The sequence below is a fragment of the Streptomyces sp. NPDC050842 genome, from assembly GCF_044456565.1.
Taxonomy (GTDB): Bacteria; Actinomycetota; Actinomycetes; order Streptomycetales; family Streptomycetaceae; genus Streptomyces.
The window spans coordinates 397,269-412,974 of sequence record NZ_JBITGA010000006.1 but is presented as its reverse complement, the minus strand read 5'-3'; the positions used below and the strand labels follow the sequence as shown (position 1 = coordinate 412,974).

16 protein-coding genes are annotated in these 15,706 nt (G+C 70.8%); 6 read left to right on the top strand and 10 right to left on the bottom strand.

From position 1 onward, the window contains the following. Positions 1 to 18 precede the first annotated feature (18 nt). From ACIBG6_RS22635 to ACIBG6_RS22620, 4 genes are all read right to left on the bottom strand, one after another. On the bottom strand, positions 19 to 552 hold the full coding sequence (locus tag ACIBG6_RS22635) for a DinB family protein (RefSeq protein WP_399224342.1): 534 nt from the start codon (positions 550 to 552) through the stop codon (positions 19 to 21). Between the two features lie 717 nt (positions 553 to 1,269). Next, positions 1,270 to 3,360, bottom strand: a complete 2,091-nt coding sequence (locus ACIBG6_RS22630; RefSeq protein WP_399224341.1) for a protein kinase — start codon at positions 3,358 to 3,360, stop codon at positions 1,270 to 1,272. 135 nt (positions 3,361 to 3,495) lie between these two features. Beyond that, a complete protein-coding gene (locus tag ACIBG6_RS22625) occupies positions 3,496 to 5,904 on the bottom strand; it encodes an HAD-IC family P-type ATPase (RefSeq protein WP_399224340.1) in 2,409 nt (802 codons plus the stop codon). Positions 5,905 to 6,014: 110 nt separating this feature from the next. Further along, positions 6,015 to 6,335 carry a DUF2530 domain-containing protein gene (locus ACIBG6_RS22620; RefSeq protein ID WP_399224339.1) on the bottom strand — a complete coding sequence of 107 codons (321 nt, stop codon included), beginning with the start codon at positions 6,333 to 6,335 and terminating at the stop codon, positions 6,015 to 6,017. Positions 6,336 to 6,481: 146 nt separating this feature from the next. Between ACIBG6_RS22620 and ACIBG6_RS22615 the strand changes: the two genes are divergently transcribed. Continuing rightward, a complete protein-coding gene (locus ACIBG6_RS22615) occupies positions 6,482 to 7,930 on the top strand; it encodes an NCS2 family permease (RefSeq protein WP_399224338.1) in 1,449 nt (482 codons plus the stop codon). Here the strand turns inward: ACIBG6_RS22615 and ACIBG6_RS22610 are convergent. Further along, the gene (locus ACIBG6_RS22610; RefSeq protein ID WP_399224337.1) at positions 7,900 to 8,157 is read right to left on the bottom strand and encodes a hypothetical protein; all 258 of its coding nucleotides are present in this window, start codon (positions 8,155 to 8,157) and stop codon (positions 7,900 to 7,902) included. The genes ACIBG6_RS22615 and ACIBG6_RS22610 overlap by 31 nt on opposite strands. A gap of 198 nt (positions 8,158 to 8,355) precedes the next feature. On the opposite strand from ACIBG6_RS22610, the gene ACIBG6_RS22605 reads away from it, so the two are divergent. Both ACIBG6_RS22605 and ACIBG6_RS22600 read left to right on the top strand, forming a co-directional pair. Next, positions 8,356 to 8,799: a MarR family winged helix-turn-helix transcriptional regulator gene (locus tag ACIBG6_RS22605; protein ID WP_024759949.1), complete on the top strand. Its 444-nt coding sequence runs from the start codon at positions 8,356 to 8,358 to the stop codon at positions 8,797 to 8,799. 27 nt (positions 8,800 to 8,826) lie between these two features. Then, complete coding sequence (locus ACIBG6_RS22600; protein ID WP_399224336.1) at positions 8,827 to 10,164, top strand: MFS transporter; 1,338 nt, start codon at positions 8,827 to 8,829, stop codon at positions 10,162 to 10,164. Positions 10,165 to 10,288: 124 nt separating this feature from the next. Here the strand turns inward: ACIBG6_RS22600 and ACIBG6_RS22595 are convergent, their stop codons facing one another. Further along, positions 10,289 to 10,789: a GNAT family N-acetyltransferase gene (locus tag ACIBG6_RS22595; RefSeq protein WP_399224335.1), complete on the bottom strand. Its 501-nt coding sequence runs from the start codon at positions 10,787 to 10,789 to the stop codon at positions 10,289 to 10,291. Positions 10,790 to 10,840: 51 nt separating this feature from the next. On the opposite strand from ACIBG6_RS22595, the gene thpR reads away from it, so the two are divergent. Continuing rightward, positions 10,841 to 11,425, top strand: coding sequence for an RNA 2',3'-cyclic phosphodiesterase (gene thpR, locus ACIBG6_RS22590; RefSeq protein WP_399224334.1), 585 nt, complete (start codon positions 10,841 to 10,843; stop codon positions 11,423 to 11,425). 174 nt (positions 11,426 to 11,599) lie between these two features. Further along, complete coding sequence (locus ACIBG6_RS22585) at positions 11,600 to 12,589, top strand: aldo/keto reductase (protein WP_399224333.1); 990 nt, start codon at positions 11,600 to 11,602, stop codon at positions 12,587 to 12,589. Between the two features lie 10 nt (positions 12,590 to 12,599). Here ACIBG6_RS22585 and ACIBG6_RS22580 read toward each other — a convergent pair whose 3' ends face one another. Further along, positions 12,600 to 13,157 carry a MarR family winged helix-turn-helix transcriptional regulator gene (locus ACIBG6_RS22580; RefSeq protein WP_399224332.1) on the bottom strand — a complete coding sequence of 186 codons (558 nt, stop codon included), beginning with the start codon at positions 13,155 to 13,157 and terminating at the stop codon, positions 12,600 to 12,602. Between ACIBG6_RS22580 and ACIBG6_RS22575 the strand changes: the two genes are divergently transcribed. After that, the gene (locus tag ACIBG6_RS22575) at positions 13,156 to 13,611 is read left to right on the top strand and encodes a carboxymuconolactone decarboxylase family protein (protein WP_399224331.1); all 456 of its coding nucleotides are present in this window, start codon (positions 13,156 to 13,158) and stop codon (positions 13,609 to 13,611) included. The two genes, ACIBG6_RS22580 and ACIBG6_RS22575, sit on opposite strands and share 2 nt — an antisense overlap. Before the next feature lie 16 nt (positions 13,612 to 13,627). On the opposite strand, the gene ACIBG6_RS22570 is transcribed toward ACIBG6_RS22575, so the two are convergent. From ACIBG6_RS22570 to ACIBG6_RS22560, 3 genes are read right to left on the bottom strand one after another with little or no spacing between them, the layout of a single operon-like run. After that, the gene (locus ACIBG6_RS22570) at positions 13,628 to 14,068 is read right to left on the bottom strand and encodes a GNAT family N-acetyltransferase (protein ID WP_399224330.1); all 441 of its coding nucleotides are present in this window, start codon (positions 14,066 to 14,068) and stop codon (positions 13,628 to 13,630) included. Positions 14,069 to 14,075: 7 nt separating this feature from the next. Beyond that, complete coding sequence (locus ACIBG6_RS22565) at positions 14,076 to 14,762, bottom strand: GDSL-type esterase/lipase family protein (RefSeq protein ID WP_399224329.1); 687 nt, start codon at positions 14,760 to 14,762, stop codon at positions 14,076 to 14,078. A 60-nt stretch (positions 14,763 to 14,822) separates the two neighbouring features. Then, positions 14,823 to 15,674, bottom strand: a complete 852-nt coding sequence (locus ACIBG6_RS22560; RefSeq protein ID WP_399224328.1) for an alpha/beta fold hydrolase — start codon at positions 15,672 to 15,674, stop codon at positions 14,823 to 14,825. Between the last annotated feature and the right edge of the window lie 32 nt (positions 15,675 to 15,706).

Here is a 15,706-nt window from a genome sequence, read left to right as displayed (position 1 = left end):
CGCCCGAGGGGCGAGCGATCACCGCTGAGCGGTGGTGCTCGCTCCGTCGAGGGCCTCCCGGATGATGTCCGCGTGCCCGGCGTGCTGCGCCGTCTCCCTGAGGAGGTGCAGCAGGATCCGGCGGACGGACCAGTAGACGGTCTCGGGCGGGGACCACGGAGTCCGGGGGAGGGGCACGCTCCGATCCAGATCCGGCAGACCGCCCAAGGCCTCTTCGGTCATGCGAGCCGAAGCCGCGTACTGCTCCAACAACCCGTCGAGGGTCTCGCCGCCGACCATGCGGTACTGCTCCATGTCGAGCATGCCGTCCGGCAGCTCCCCGTCCCCCTCGACGAGGATCTGCGTCCACACCTGATGCCCACGGGCGATGTGCTTGACGATCCCGCCCAGGGTGAGCTCGCTGACGGTCGTACGCTGCGCGGCCTGGGCGTCCGTGATGTCGCGCACGGTGATGAGAAGCAACTCGCGCTGCTCGGCGAGCGCACGCAACAGCTCACCGTGCTCTCCGGGAGGGAACGGGACGGAACCTTCGGCTTCGGGTGAAGTGGTCATGGTCCGACGGTAGGAGGCATCTAGCCAGAAGCTGACCGCGATGCTGCTTCGGGCGGGGTTCTGGGGGCGAACGATCCTTGAGACCTTCTGGTGCGGCCGCCCTCTTTCCGAGTGTGGCGGCCTCCCCCACCGCGTCAAGGGCAAGTCGGCTCCGCCGATGGCCTGCGGCCACCCTTGACCCGGCGGCGGAGGCCGCCTTTTCACACTCGGAGGGCGGCCGGGGGCGTGGCCACGCGGGGGGCCCGGGCATCGGCGGGGGTCGGACAGCGCCTGGCAGGCCCGTGGGGTGGGGCTTGGTCAGCGGCGGGGGCGGGTGGCTCCGCCGGGGTGGGTTCGGGGTGCGCGGTCGTTGAATGGGGCAGTCGGGCTTGGCTTAGCGAGTCCCGGCCGGTGGGTGATGGGGATTCAGGCCCCGCTGGTCCGACTCGGTGGGTGGTGGGCGCTGGGTCCTGGGTGGTCGGGGTTGAGGGCGGGCGGCGAGACATTCGTGCACTTTCTCCGCCCGATAAGGGTGGTGTGCCCCCCTTTGGGGGTTATCTCGGGTCCTGTTACTCGGAGTAGCTACGGGTTAGTCAGCTCTCCACCCCGAGGGGCGGACGTTCGCCGCTGAGCGTCGCCCGACCGCCCCGTTCAACGGCCGCGCACCCTGAACCGACCGGGAGGGGTCGACCTACCCCCGCTACGAACCCAGCCCCCACCCACCGGGGCGTCGCCGGTTCAAGGGGCCTTTGCCCGAGGAGGCGTGGCCGTCTCCGGAGCGAGGAACGAGTGGATCCGTGAATCGTAGGTGGGCGCGATGATGATGTCGCCCATGATGACGGGCGCCCGCAGTTGGGTCGTGGGTGGTGGGTCGGACTGGCTGAGATCCACGGTGCTCTTCGGTGGGCGGCGCTCCCACAGGGCGCCGCCGTCGTGCCGGTTCAGGGCGATGACGGTGCCGTCCTCGGCGGTGAAGTGGACGCGGTCGCCCGCTACCGCCGGGGCGGAGAAACCTTCGTGGAGTGTGGTCGAGGACCACAGTCGTCGTTCCGCGGCGATGTCATAGGCGCTGATGACCCCGTCGCGATGGCTGTAGAACACGTCGCCCGCGATGCCCAACAGCTCTTCGGAAGTGCCCAGTTCGACGGATTTCTCGGCTCCGGTCCTGCGGTCGGTCCTGGTGAGCCTGGTCATGTCCTGCCGGGCGGGGGACGCGGCGTACACGTCACCCTCCTCGGAGATCATGATCACGTCCGTGTCCGGGGAGACGCTGCGGTTCCAGAGGAGCGTGCCGTCGCCCTGGGTGATCTCCCCGACTTCGATGACGCGCTCTTCGGGGTCTCGTCTGACGACGTGGACGCGGCTGCTCGGCAGAGAACTCGCGGGCGGGATGAACAGTTCCCAGCCCGGCGCGGCGGTCCACATAGGGTGCATCGAGCCCGCGTCCCACGCCGAGATCTTCCCGTCGCGAGCACAGAGGAGCGTGTGGTGGGCGGTAACGCAGGCTTCCACGCCAGTGAGTTCGCGCTCGAGCAGGGGAGTGCCCGTCGTGGGATCGAACGTCCAGAACTTGCGCGAGGGATCGGCACCGGTGCCATCGCCGTACGTGGCGGCGAACGTGGCCGAGCGGGTCAGCTCGAGAAGGGGCAGAGGCCCCTCGTCGGGGCCTTCCCGCCGCCACAGCACTTTTCCGGTGAGGGGATCCAGGCGTGCCACCAGCAGGCCGTTTCCCGTGCACCAGAGCGCCGAGAACTGGTAGCGGCAGTGCAGCATCCGGTCCATCGGGTCCGTGTTCGTCAGCACCTGCGTGGTCCACGGCTTCCAGCCCGGCAGCCGTACCGGTGTCGGTGTCGGGGTCGGCCGTGCGGTCCCGGCCGTCGCGAGCGGTTTCCGGGGGCTTTCGCCGCCGTCCCCGTTAGGCCACCACGTCCATACGCCGACGATCAGCGCCGCGCACGCCACCGCGCCCGCCGCGAGCGCGCCCCGGCGCAGCCGGACGCGGCGGGTGCGGGCGAGTTCGGCTGCGCGGGCGGAGGTGCGGTGGGCGCGGCGTTCGCGGCGGGAGGAGAGGAGGGTCAGGAGGGTTTCGGGGGCGGGGCGTTCGGCGGGATCCTTGCGCAGGCAGGGTTCGACGACCGGGCGGAGGGACTCGGGCAGGCCGGTGAGGTCCGGGTCCTCGTGGACGGCGTTCCAGGCGATCGCGTACGGGGTGTCCGCGTCGAACGGGCCGTGGCCGGTCGCCGCGTAGACCAGGACCGAGCCCAGCGCGAAGACGTCGGCGGCCGGTCCCGCGTCACGGGGGGTGCGGAACTGTTCGGGCGCCATGAAGAGGGGTGTTCCCAGGATCTGACCGCTCTGCGTCAGGGCGGTCGCGTCCACGACGCGCGAGATGCCGAAGTCGATGACCCGTGGGCCGTCCTCGGCGAGCAGGATGTTCCCGGGCTTCAGGTCGCGGTGGACCAGGCCCGCGCGGTGGATGTCGCGCAGCGCCTCGCACAGGCCGGACGCCAGTCGCCAGACCTCGTCGGCGGGGAGAGTGCCCCGGTCGTTCACCACGTCGGCGAGCGTGGGGCCTTCGACGTACTGGGTGGCCATCCATGGGGTCGGACCCGTCGTGTCCGCGTCCAGGACCGGTGCCGTGAACGCCCCGCTCACCTGCCGGGCCGCCTGGACCTCGCGGGCGAACCGTTCGCGGAATCCGGGCTTCGCCGCGAGGTCCTCGCGGATCACCTTGACGGCGACCGCCCGTCCGGAGGGCGAGTGGGCGAGGTAGACCTCGCCCATGCCGCCGGCTCCCAGCAACTCGGCCACCTGATAGTGCCCGAGCATCGTGAGACGCGTTTCCCCCGTACCCGCAGCCATCCCCGCCCCCAACCGATGATCACGCGCGATCGATCGGCCACCCTAGCGGGGACTTGGGCGGCTCGGCAGGGACCTTGCCGCCGGGGCTCGGCCCGCCGGGGCTTATGCCGGGAACCTCCGGCTCACCCAGCGGTACGCCACCTCAAGGAGTACCCCGCCCGCCGCCGCGATCACGACCGCTGCCCACGGCATCGTCGTGCCGACCAGTTTCAGGGCGAAGAAGTCCTGGAGCCAGGGGACGACCAGGACCAGGAGGAAGGCGCCAGCCATCGTGGCGACGAGGGTGATGCGCCACCAGGTGTAGGGGCGGGCGATGATCGCCAGGACCCACATGGAGACCAGGAAGAGCGTGAGGGTGGCCGCGCTGGTCTCCGCCTCCAGGGCGCCTTCGCCGCTGTAGTGGTGGCGGGCGAGGAGGTACGTGGTGAAGGTGCACGCCGCCGCGATGACGCCGCCGGGGATCGCGTACCGCATGACCCGGCGGACGAAGTTCGGCCTCGCGCGTTCCTTGTTGGGGGCGAGGGCGAGGAAGAAGGCCGGGACGCCGATCGTGAGGGTGGAGAGGAGGGTGAGGTGGCGGGGGAGGAAGGGGTACTCGACCTGGGAGCAGACGACGAGGACCGCGAGGAGGACCGAGTAGACCGTTTTGGTGAGGAAGAGGGTCGCGACCCTCGTGATGTTGCCGATGACTCGGCGGCCTTCCGCCACGACGGAGGGGAGCGTCGCGAAGGAGTTGTTCAGGAGGACGATCTGGGCGACGGCCCGCGTCGCCTCCGAGCCCGAGCCCATCGAGACGCCGATGTCCGCGTCCTTCAGGGCCAGGACGTCGTTGACGCCGTCGCCCGTCATCGCGACCGTGTGGCCGTGGGACTGGAGCGCCGCCACCATGTCCCGCTTCTGCTGCGGGCTGACCCGGCCGAAGACCGCGTTCTCGTCGAGGACCTTCGCCATTTCCTCCCGGTCCGTGGGGAGCCGGCGGGCGTCGACCGTGTTCTCGGCGCCGGGCATGTCCAGTTTTCCGGCCACCGCGCCGACCGAGACCGCGTTGTCGCCCGAGATGATCTTCGTGGCGACGTTCTGCTCGGCGAAGTAGGCGAGGGTGTCGGCCGCGTCGGGGCGTAGCCGCTGTTCCAGGACGACGAGGGCCGTCGGGCGGGCGTCGGCGGCGACCTCGGGGGCGTCGAGGTCGTGGGTCGTGCGGGCGAGGAGGAGGACCCTCAGGCCCTGTTCGTTGAGGTGGTCGATCTCGGTGAGGGTCGGGTCCCCGGACGGGAGGAGGACGTCGGGGGCGCCCAGGAGCCATGTCGAGTTCTCGCCGTTGCCCTCGCTGAAGGCCGCGCCGCTGTACTTGCGCGCCGAGGAGAAGGGGAGCGACTCCGTGCAGCGCCAGTCCACCGAGTCCGGGTAGGCGTCGATGATCGCCTGGAGGGAGGCGTTCGGGCGCGGGTCCGATTCGCCCAGCGCGCCGAGGACCTTTCGTACGTACGCCTCGTCCGAGCCGTTGAGCGGGCGGAGCTCCGTGACGTCCATGCCGCCCTCGGTGAGCGTGCCCGTCTTGTCGAGGCAGACGACGTCGACGCGGGCCAGGCCCTCGATGGCGGGGAGTTCCTGGACGAGGCACTGCTTGCGGCCGAGGCGGATCACGCCGATCGCGAAGGCCACGGAGGTGAGGAGGACGAGGCCCTCGGGGATCATCGGGACGATGCCGCCGACCGTGCGGGCGATCGAGTTCTTGAGGTCGTTGTCCTTCACGACGAGCTGGCTGATGATCAGCCCGATCGCGGTCGGGATCATCATCCACGTCACGTACTTGAGGATCGTGGAGATGCCGCTGCGCAACTCGGAGTGGACGAGGGTGAAGCGGGAGGCCTCTTCGGCGAGCTGGGCCGCGTAGGCCTCGCGGCCGACCTTGGTGGCGGTGAACGCGCCGCCGCCGGCGACGACGAACGAGCCGGACATGACCGGGTCTCCGGGCTGTTTCACGACCGGGTCGGCTTCGCCGGTGAGGAGCGATTCGTCGATCTCCAGGCTGTCGGCCTCGGCGACGACGCCGTCGACGACGACCTTGTCGCCGGGGCCGAGCTCGATCAGGTCGCCGAGGACGATCTCGGAGGTGGAGAGTTCGGCGGCGACCCCGTCGCGGCGGACGGTCGGTTTCGCCTCGCCGATGAGGGCGAGCCCGTCGAGGGTCTTCTTGGCGCGGAGCTCCTGGATGATGCCGATGCCGGTGTTCGCGATGATCACGAAGCCGAAGAGGCTGTCCTGGATCGGCGCGACGAAGAACATGATCACCCAGAGCACGCCGATGATGGCATTGAAGCGGGTGAAGACGTTCGCGCGGACGATGTCGGTGGTAGAGCGGGAGCTGCGCAGGGGTACGTCGTTGACCTCGCCGCGCGCGACCCGCTCGGCGACCTCGGCCGCGGTGAGCCCGGCCGGGCGGTGCACGACGGGCGGCTCCACCGCCTCGGTCTCCATGCCGCCCGTGTCGATCTTCGCCCGCTGAGTCATGTTTTCGACGGTACGACCGGAACGGGTCGTTCACCTGCCGAGAAGGGCGAAGATCAGACCGGGGGAGGAGGGGAATGGTCCTGTGGTGCTACGCGTCGGTCACGCGCCGGTCACGCGCCGGGGGTCGTCTCCGGGGTCGTGTCCGGGGTCGCCCCGGGGTTCCCCGCCGCCTCCGCCGTCCGCGCCTCCGCCGCGTGCCGCTTGATCGCCGCTTCGCGTCCCCGCACGTACCAGATGCCGATCAGGCCGAGCCCGCCGCCCGCCAGGCAGGTCCACACCCACCAGGTCAGGTCGCGGTCGTCGAACCAGCCGTAGAAGGGGACCTGGACGAGGAAGAGCGCGAACCAGAGGATCGTGCCGCCGGTGATGGTGGCGACGACGGGCCCTTCGAGGGGCTCGGGTGCCTCGTGCTTCGGTGTCCACTTCGCCATGGGACTCAGTCTAGGTGGCGGGAATTCGTATCTACGCGCGGAGATAGACGCTCGCTCGTTCATGTGTTCATACTGAAACGGTTTGCCTCTGGCGGGTTTCCCTCGTATGAACCGCCAAATGGACGTCTTCCGAAGAGGAACCCCCCATGAGCACCACGGCCACGGCCAAGGCCACTTCTCCCGAGCCCGCGGCCCCGCGGCCGAGCTCGGGCCTCGACCGCTACTTCCGGATCTCCGAGCGCGGGTCGACCGTCGCCCGCGAGGTCCGGGGCGGTTTCGCCACCTTCTTCGCGATGGCCTACATCATCGTGCTGAACCCGATCATCCTCGGCAGCGCCAAGGACATGTACGGGAACCAGCTCGACAGCGGCCAGCTCGTCACCGCGACCGTCCTCACGGCGGCGTTCTCGACGCTCCTCATGGGTGTCATCGGAAACGTGCCGATCGCCCTCGCCGCCGGTCTCGGCGTCAATACGGTCGTCGCGCTCCAGCTCGCGCCGAAGATGTCCTGGCCGGACGCCATGGGCATGGTCGTCCTCGCCGGCGTCGTCGTGATGCTGCTCGTCGCGACCGGTCTGCGCGAGCGCGTCATGAACGCCGTCCCGGTCGGCCTGCGCAAGGGCATCGCGATCGGCATCGGCCTCTTCATCATGCTCATCGGCCTCGTCGACTCGGGCTTCGTCTCCCGCATCCCCGACGCCGCGCACACCACCGTCCCGCTCCAGCTCGGCAGCGGCGGTCACCTTCTGGGCTGGCCGGTCCTCGTCTTCATCCTGGGCACCCTGCTGACCCTCGCCCTGATCATCCGCAAGGTGCCGGGCGCCATCCTGATCTCGATCGTCGCCATGACGATCGTGGCCATGGTGATCAACGCGGTCGCGACCGTCCCCTCCTGGGGCCTCACCACCCCGAAGTGGCCGGGCAACCCCGTCGCCTCGCCCGACTTCGGCCTGGTCGGCGAGGTCAGCCTCTTCGGCGGCTTCGAGAAGGTCGGTCTCCTGACCGGCGTGCTCTTCGTCTTCACCGTGCTGCTGTCCTGCTTCTTCGACGCGATGGGCACGATCCTCGGCGTCGGCGACGAGGCCAAGCTGATCGACAAGGACGGCAACTTCCCGGGCATCAACAAGGTCCTGCTCGTGGACGGGCTGGCCGTCGCCTCCGGCGGCGCGACCTCGTCCTCCGCCACCACCTGCTTCGTGGAGTCCACGGCGGGCGTCGGCGAGGGCGCGCGGACGGGCCTCGCCTCGGTCGTGACCGGCGGTCTCTTCTCGGTCGCGCTGTTCCTGACGCCGCTGGCGACCATGGTCCCGTCGCAGGCGGCCACGCCCGCGCTGCTCGCGGTCGGCTTCCTGATCCTGGCCGGCTCGATCAAGGACATCGACTGGAGCGACTACACCATCGCGGTGCCGGCGTTCCTGGCGATGCTGATGATGCCGTTCACGTACTCGATCACGAACGGCATCGGCTTCGGCTTCATCGCGTTCAGCGTGCTGCGCCTGGCGGCCGGCCGGGGCCGTGAGGTCCCGGCGGCCATGTACGTCGTGTCCGCGGTCTTCGTCTTCTACTACGCGATGCCGGCGCTCGGCCTCACGTGATCCTCGGGTGAGGGGGAAGGCGAGGGCGCGGCTGACGCCGACGCCGGCTCCGACCCGTAGAACCTCTCCGTCTCGTCGACGGCGGTCTTGAACCGCTCGTCGAAATCCTCGCGAATGAGCGTCCGGACGACATAGTCCTGGACGCTCATTCCTCTTTTCGCGGCGTGACTCCTGAGCCGGTCGAGCAGCTCACCGTCGATGCGCAGGCTGAGCACTGTCGATCCCATGCCGTTCAGGGTCGGGGCACCCGGTGCCTCTTTGCGTCACTTTCCGGATCCGACTCACTCGTTTGGGTGATGCATGGATGCCGAAGCGTGACCTCTGGTGGCGGTTCCTCCTCAATCCGTCCCCCGGTCGTGTGATCCACACGACGTCGGCGCATTCCGGTTGGTATTTAGGAAGAGTAATGAGTTAGGCTAACAAACATGCCTGACCTGTCCCACGGCACAGCCGACGACGCCGCGGCCGTGAACGCGCTCCGCTCCTCCGTCATGCGACTGAGCCGACGACTCAAGCACCAGCGCGTCGACGAGTCGCTGAGCCCCACCGAGATGTCGGTGCTCGGCACCCTGAAGCTCTGCGGCTCGGCCACTCCCGGTGAGCTGGCCCGCAAGGAGCACGTCCAGCCGCCGTCGATGACCCGCATCGTCGCGCTGCTCGAAGCCAAGGGACTGGTCCGGCTGGAGCCGCACCCCGACGACCGCCGGCAGAAGGTTGTCCGCCAGACCGAGACGGCCGAGGCCATGCTCGAAGAGTCCCGCCGCAAGCGGAACGCCTGGCTGGCCACCCTCGCCGAAGGTCTGGACGAGGACGAATGGGCCAAGCTGCGCGCGGCCGCCCCGGTCCTGGAGAAGCTCGCTCACCTCTGACCGACGCGCCAAGGAGGCGAACGCACTTTGAGTACGGGACCCGGAGCAGACTCCGCACCCGTCCACCGACCCACCCTCAAGACCCGCGGGCGGGGGGAAACCTTCTCCTCGCTCAAAATCCGCAACTACCGGCTGTTCTTCACCGGAGCGATCGTCTCCAACACCGGTACGTGGATGGCCCGCATCACCCAGGACTGGCTGGTCCTGAGCCTCACCGGCTCGGCCGCCGCCGTCGGCATCACCACGGCCCTGCAGTTCCTGCCGATGCTGCTCTTCGGGCTGTACGGCGGCGTCATCGCCGACCGCTACCCGAAGCGCACCCTGCTCCTCTTCAGCCAGGCCGCCCTCGGCCTCTGCGGTCTCGCGCTCGCCGTCCTCACCCTCTCCGGGTCCATCCAGGTCTGGCACGTCTACCTGATCGCCTTCCTCCTCGGCATGGTGACCGTCGTCGACAACCCGGCCCGGCAGGCCTACGTCGCCGAGATGGTCGGCCCCGAGCACCTCCGCAACGCCGTCTCCCTGAACTCGGCGAACTTCCAGTCCGCGCGGCTCGTCGGCCCCGCCGTCGCCGGCGTGCTGATCGCCGGAGTCGGCAGCGGCTGGGCGTTCCTCCTCAACGGCCTGTCCTTCCTCGCCCCCCTCGTGAGCCTCCTGCTCATGCGCACGAGCGAGCTCCACAAGGTGGAGCGCGCCCCGCGCGGCAAGGGCCAGCTCCGGGAGGGCCTGCGGTACGTGGCCGGGCGGCCGGAGCTGATCTGGCCGATCGCCCTCGTGGGCTTCATCGGCACCTTCGGGTTCAATTTCCCGATCTGGCTGACGGCCTTCTCGGAGGAGGTCTTCCACGTCGGCGCCGGTACGTACGGCTTCCTCAACACCCTGATGGCGGCCGGCTCCCTCGTGGGCGCCCTCGCCGCGGCCCGCCGGGGCTCGACCCGGCTGCGGATGCTGGTCGTCGCGGCGGCGGTCTTCGGCGTCCTGGAGATCGCGGCGGCGCTGTCGCCGACGTTCTGGCTGTTCGCGCTGCTGCTCGTGCCGATCGGCATGATCGGCCTCACGGTCAACATCACGGCGAACTCGGCCGTCCAGATGGCGACCGACCCGGCCATGCGGGGCCGCGTGATGAGCCTCTACATGATGGTCTTCGCCGGTGGCACCCCGATCGGGGCGCCGCTCCTCGGCTGGGTGACCGACACGTACGGCGCCCGCGTCGGCTTCGCCACGGGCGGCGTGATCTCGCTGGCCGCGGCGGGCATCATCGGTCTGATCCTGGCCAGGGTCGGCGGCCTGAAGGTCGCCCTGGGCTGGCGCCACGGCCACCCGCAGGTGCGTTTCGTGGCGCGCGAACGGCTGGTCACCGCCGCCTGACGGTACGCGTACGGGCACGGGCGCGGGTACAGGTGGGCGTCCCGTGCGCGTACAGGTACAGGTACAGGGACAGGTAAGGGTGCGGGGGCGCCGGTCGCGCCCCCGCACCCCTGCCCGCCTCGTCTCAGACCCGGCGCTCCAGGATCTGCCCCTGCCACTCGCCCACCGCGAAGGGGTCGGTCCTGGCGAAGCCCTGTCCCTCGTAGTACGCGACGAGCCGCCCCTCGCTGCCCGCGAAGCAGTCCACCCGCAGCAGCGACACCCCCTGCCGCCGCGTCTCCTCCGCCGCGTGGGCCAGGAGCGCCGCCCCCACCCCGTGCCCGTGGAACCGCGCGTCGGTCGCCAACAGGCGCACGTACACCTCGGGCTCGTCCGCCGGCGGCACGTGCTTGCCCGGGTGCGGCGTCAGCGTCATCGTGCCCGCCGGTACGCCGTCGATCTCGGCGATCCACGGGTCGCCCTCGGCCATCGTGTCCTCGACCTGCCGCACCGCCGCGGGGCGGGCCGAGAACGACTCCGTGCCCCACTGGGCCGTGATCCCCTTGCCGTTGAGCCACACCACGGCACTGTCCAGCACGGCGAGTATCGCGGGGAGGTCCTCCGCCCCGCCCTTTCTGATCTTCATTCCGCAGAGGCTAGCCCCCGGCCCGGCGCCCCGGCCTGCCAGACTCTCCCCATGAGGCTTTTCGCCGCCGTCCTGCCGCCTGCGGAGCAGCTGGCCGCGCTCGGACACGTCACGGACCGACTGCACCGGCTGCCCGGGGCCGACGGGCTGCGCTGGACCGCGCGGCCCGCCTGGCACCTCACTCTCGCCTTCATGGGCGAGGTCGACGAGGAGCTGCTGCCCGAGCTGAGGGTCCGGCTCGCCCGGGCCGCGCACCGCACCCCGCCGTTCCCGCTGCGCCTGCACGGCGGCGGCCACTTCGGCCGCCGTGCCCTGTGGACGGGCGTCGCCGGGGACCTGGACGAGCTGCGGCTGCTCGCCGAGCGGGCCGACGCAGCCGCGCGCCGGGCCGGGGTCGCGATGGACGAGCACCGCCGCTACCAGGCCCATCTGACGCTCGCCCGCGCGCGGACGGACGAGATCGACCTCCATCCGTTCCTCGACGAGCTCCACACCTTCGAGGGCGACCGCTGGCAGGTGGCCGAGCTGGCGCTCGTCCGTTCGAACCTGCCGGTGAGCGGGGTGCGGGGCGAGCAGCCCCGGTACGAGAAGCTCGACGGCTGGCCCCTTGAGGGACGGGAGGGGCGGTCGGGTTAACCTCGATGCGTGGACCCGAAGACCCGTAATCGAATCATGGCCGGCGCGCTCGTACTGATGTTCGCGATCATCGCGGTGGCGTCGCTGACCGGACAGTAAGCGCCTCCGCAGGCATCTTCACTCCCTGGGAATCCCCTTGCTTCGAGCGGACTCGAAGCAGTTGGCTTGACCCTCATGGAGTACACGCAGCTCGGACGCACCGGACTCAAGGTAAGCCGACTCGTCCTCGGCACGATGAACTTCGGTCCGCAGACGGACGAAGCCACCAGTCACGCCATCATGGACTCCGCGCTGGACGCGGGTCTCAACTTCTTCGACACCGCCAACGCCTACGGCTGGGCCGAGAACAAGGGGCGGACGGAGTCGATCATCGGCTCCTGGTTCGCCCAGGGCGACGGCCGCCGCGACAAGACCGTGCTCGCCACCAAGGTGTACGCGAACATGGCGGCCGAGGGCGACGCCTGGCCCAACCACGACAAGCTCTCGGCGCTCAACATCCGCCGCGCGGTGGAGGCCAGCCTCAAGCGGCTCGGCACGGACTACATCGACGTCTACCAGTTCCACCACATCGACCGCGCGACCCCCTTCGAGGAGATCTGGCAGGCCGTCGACGTCCTGATCCAGCAGGGCAAGGTGCTGTACGCGGGCTCCTCGAACTTCCCCGGCTACAAGATCGCCCAGGCCAACGAGACCGCCGCCCGGCGCGGCTCGGTCGGCCTCGTCAGCGAGCAGTGCCTCTACAACCTCTTCGAGCGGCGCGCCGAGATGGAGGTGATCCCGGCCGCGCAGGAGTACGGGCTCGGGGTCATCCCGTGGTCGCCGCTCCACGGCGGCCTGCTCGGCGGGGTCCTGAAGAAGGAGGCGCAGGGCAAGCGCCGCTCGGAGGGCCGCGCGGCGGCGACGCTCGCCGACCCGGCGTCCCGGGCGCGCCTCCAGGCCTACGAGGACCTGCTCGACAAGCACGGCCTGGAGCCGGGCGAGACGGCCCTCGCGTGGCTGCTCACCCGCCCGGGCGTGACGGGCCCGATCGTCGGCCCGCGCACACCGGAGCAGCTGACGAGCGCGCTGCGCGCTCTGGAGGTGGAGCTGAGCGAGGAGGTCCTGTCCGCGCTGGACGAGATCTTCCCTGGCCCGGGTCCTTCGCCGGAGGCCTTCGCCTGGTGATGCCCCGGTCCTAAGGGGCGCCGAGCCAGCTCGTGGCGTCCAGGCGGAACGCCGTCTCCGCGGGGACGACGTTCCGCAGGGCCGTCTCGACGTCGCGGACGCGGTCCGCGCCGAGGGCCGCGACCCACTCCGCCCGCAGTTCGTCGAAGATCGCGGCGGAGCGGGCGAGGGCGTCGCGGCCGCGCGGGGTGAGGCGGACGAGTTTGCGGCGCGCGTCGGCGGGGTCGTCGGCGCGTTCCGCGTAACCGAGGGTGAGGAGCCGGTCGACGGTCTTGCCGGCGGCCTGCTTGGACACGCCGAGGCGCCGCCCGATGTCGCTGGCGGTGGCGCCCCCGGGGGCGCCCCCGGCGCCGATGGCCTGCATGGCGAAGCCGTGGGCGGGGCGGAGGTCGGGGTGACCTTCGGTGGCGAGACGGGCGTGGAGCCGGTCGATGAGCGTGCGGAAGCCGCCGAAGAGGAGCAGGGGCAGCTCGTAACCCGGGCCGGGTGCAGCCGTGGATTTCCCCGATTCCCCCTTGCCCTGATCGACAACCTGGTTTACGTTCTCTCCATCGACATGGTCAACCATGTTGTCCATTCTATCCGATCCGCCAGGAGAAGCCTTGCCCGCAGACCTTTCCGCCCGTACCGCCGGCGCCGTCGCCCTCCTCAAGGAGTCGCCGGAGACCCTGAACGGCTTCCTCAAGCTCAGCGAGATCTTCGAGTCCACGACGCTCGACCCGCACTCCCGCGAGACCGTGATCCTGACCGTCGCCGCCCGCAACCAGTGCCACCTGTGCGTCGACATGCACGAGGCCAAGATGGCCTCCCTCGACCCGGAGACCGCCCCCGCACCCGAACGCCTCGCCGCCGTCCGCCTCTTCACCCTCCAGGTGCTCGCCTCCTCGGGCGCCGTCAGCGACGAGGAGCTCGCGGCCTTCACGTCCCACGGCTACACCCGCCGGAACGCCCTGGAGGTCGTCCTCGGCATCGGTACGTACACGGTGTCGACGTTCGCGAACCGCCTCACCCGCGCAGCGTGACCCGCCTGCCCGCCCGTCAGCTCAGCTCCTTGGAGAAGTGGACGTCCTCGGCGCCGCCGGGGATCCCCAGGGTCCTGCCGGTCTCGACGTACCCCTGGCGCCGGTAGAACTCCGGCGCCTGGAAGCTGAACGACGACACGGACGCGCGGTCGCAGCCGCGCCGCCGTGCCTCCTCCTCCGCGGCGAGGAGGAGCCGGGCGCCCCAGCCGTCCCGGCGGCTCTCCGCGCGGACCCAGAGCATCTCGATGCCCAGCAGCCCGCCCCACGTCCAGGCGGACAGGCCCCCGATGAGCTCGCCGGCCTCGTCGACGGCCTTCACCGACAGCGTGCCCTGATCGGCGGCGGTGGTCCCGGTGGCGGGGAAGTTGATCTCGTCGAGGCCGCTGGACAGGCGCGCGTCGAGCTCGGCGTCGTGGTGGCCGACGCTCAGCGCGGCACCGGTGCGCTGGATTTCCATGATGACCTCAAGGGGAGTAGGGACCGCCCAGGCCCCAGGCCTGGTGCATCGCCGTGGCGAACGCCGCGGCCAGCTTGTGTTCGCCGGTCACCCCCGGGTGGGTGCCGTCGTAGGTGTCCGCGTGGATGTCGTACGACTCCGGGATCGCCGCCAGGAGCAGTGGTGAGGCCGCCGTGTCCAGGTCGGCGACCGCCTTCGCGAGGAGCTCGTTGAAGCGGTCGCACTCGGCGGCGAAGGGGGCGTCGTACTCGGCGCGGACGTTCGGGATGACCGGCAGCAGGACGGCCCGCACCCGCGGGTTCGCGGCGCGGGCCGCCGCGACGAACGCGCGGACGTTCTCCTCGGTCTGGTCGCTGTTCGTGTAGAAGCCGAGGTCGATCAGGCCGAGGGAGATCAGCAGGACGTCCGCCCCCGTGGCCGTGACCGTCTGGCCGATCACGGGCGCCATGTGCAGCCAGCCCTCGCCCCAGCCGGCCAGATGGCGCCGGGCGGGGGCGGGGAAGGCGGGGTCGGCGTAGGCGTCGACACCGTCGGGGTCGTCGGCCGCCGTCGGGTCGTACAGCCCGGTGCGCGGGCCGACGATCTCGTACCCGCCCGGGAGCGTCGACTCCAGGTGCTGCCACATCCGGTGGCGCCAGGTCCAGTCGCCGACGCGTCCGATGGTCATGCTGTCGCCGACGAACAGAAAACGCATGGTCACATCATTGCGGACCGCTCCCCGGGGCGGCGACGTGATCCCAGACACGGACAGGGGTCATCCCAGGAAGGTGTCGACCGTCTCCGTGAACCACCGCTCGTCGTCGTGCCACGGGAAGTGCCCGCCCCCGGCCAGGACCGCGAGCGTGGCCTTCGGGAACAGCTCCGCGTACGCGGTGGCCGTCGGCACCGGCGTGTTCGCGTCGCCCTCCCCGGCGACGACGAGCACCGGACGCCCGAACTCCGCGAACGCGGCGCGCGTGGCCGCCGGTTGGAAGGCGCCCTCGCTCCCGTAGACCCCCGCGGCCTCGCCGTTCCGCTGCCGGTCGCTCTCCGCGTGCCGCTCGCGCGCCGCGTCGTCCCACGTCCCGTGGAAGAAGGGCGCGATCGCCTGGAAGGCCTCGGCCGACCCGCGTCCCGCCGCGAGCTCCTCCAGGGCCGCGTACGCCGGACCGAACCACGGCTCCGCGCTCCGCAGCCGCGCCGCCGCGAGCCGCTCCTCGCCGCTCGTGTCGAGCGCGACCGCCGCCGTGCCCGGGGTCACCAGGACCAGCCGGGCCACCCGCTCCGGGTGCGCGGCCGTGTACAGCGCGGCCAGGTTGGCGCCCGCCGAGTGCCCGAGGAGGTCGACGGTGTCGAGCCCGAGCCCGATCCGCAGCGCCTCGACGTCCTCGACGAGCCGGTCGCAGCGGTACGACGACGGGTCGTCCGGCACCGCCGACGCGCCCGTGCCCCGCAGATCGAGCCGGATCACCGTACGGAAGGCGGTGAGGCCGCCCAGGTCACCGAGATAGGCGGAGTCCTGCATGGGGCCGCCGGGCAGGCACAGCAGCGGGGATCCGGAACCCGGGAAGGAGCCGGAGACGTGGTACGTGAGAGCCGTGCCGTCGGGCGCGGTGAAAGTGGGCATGCGGGCGACCATGACAGCGGCTCCCTCGCTGG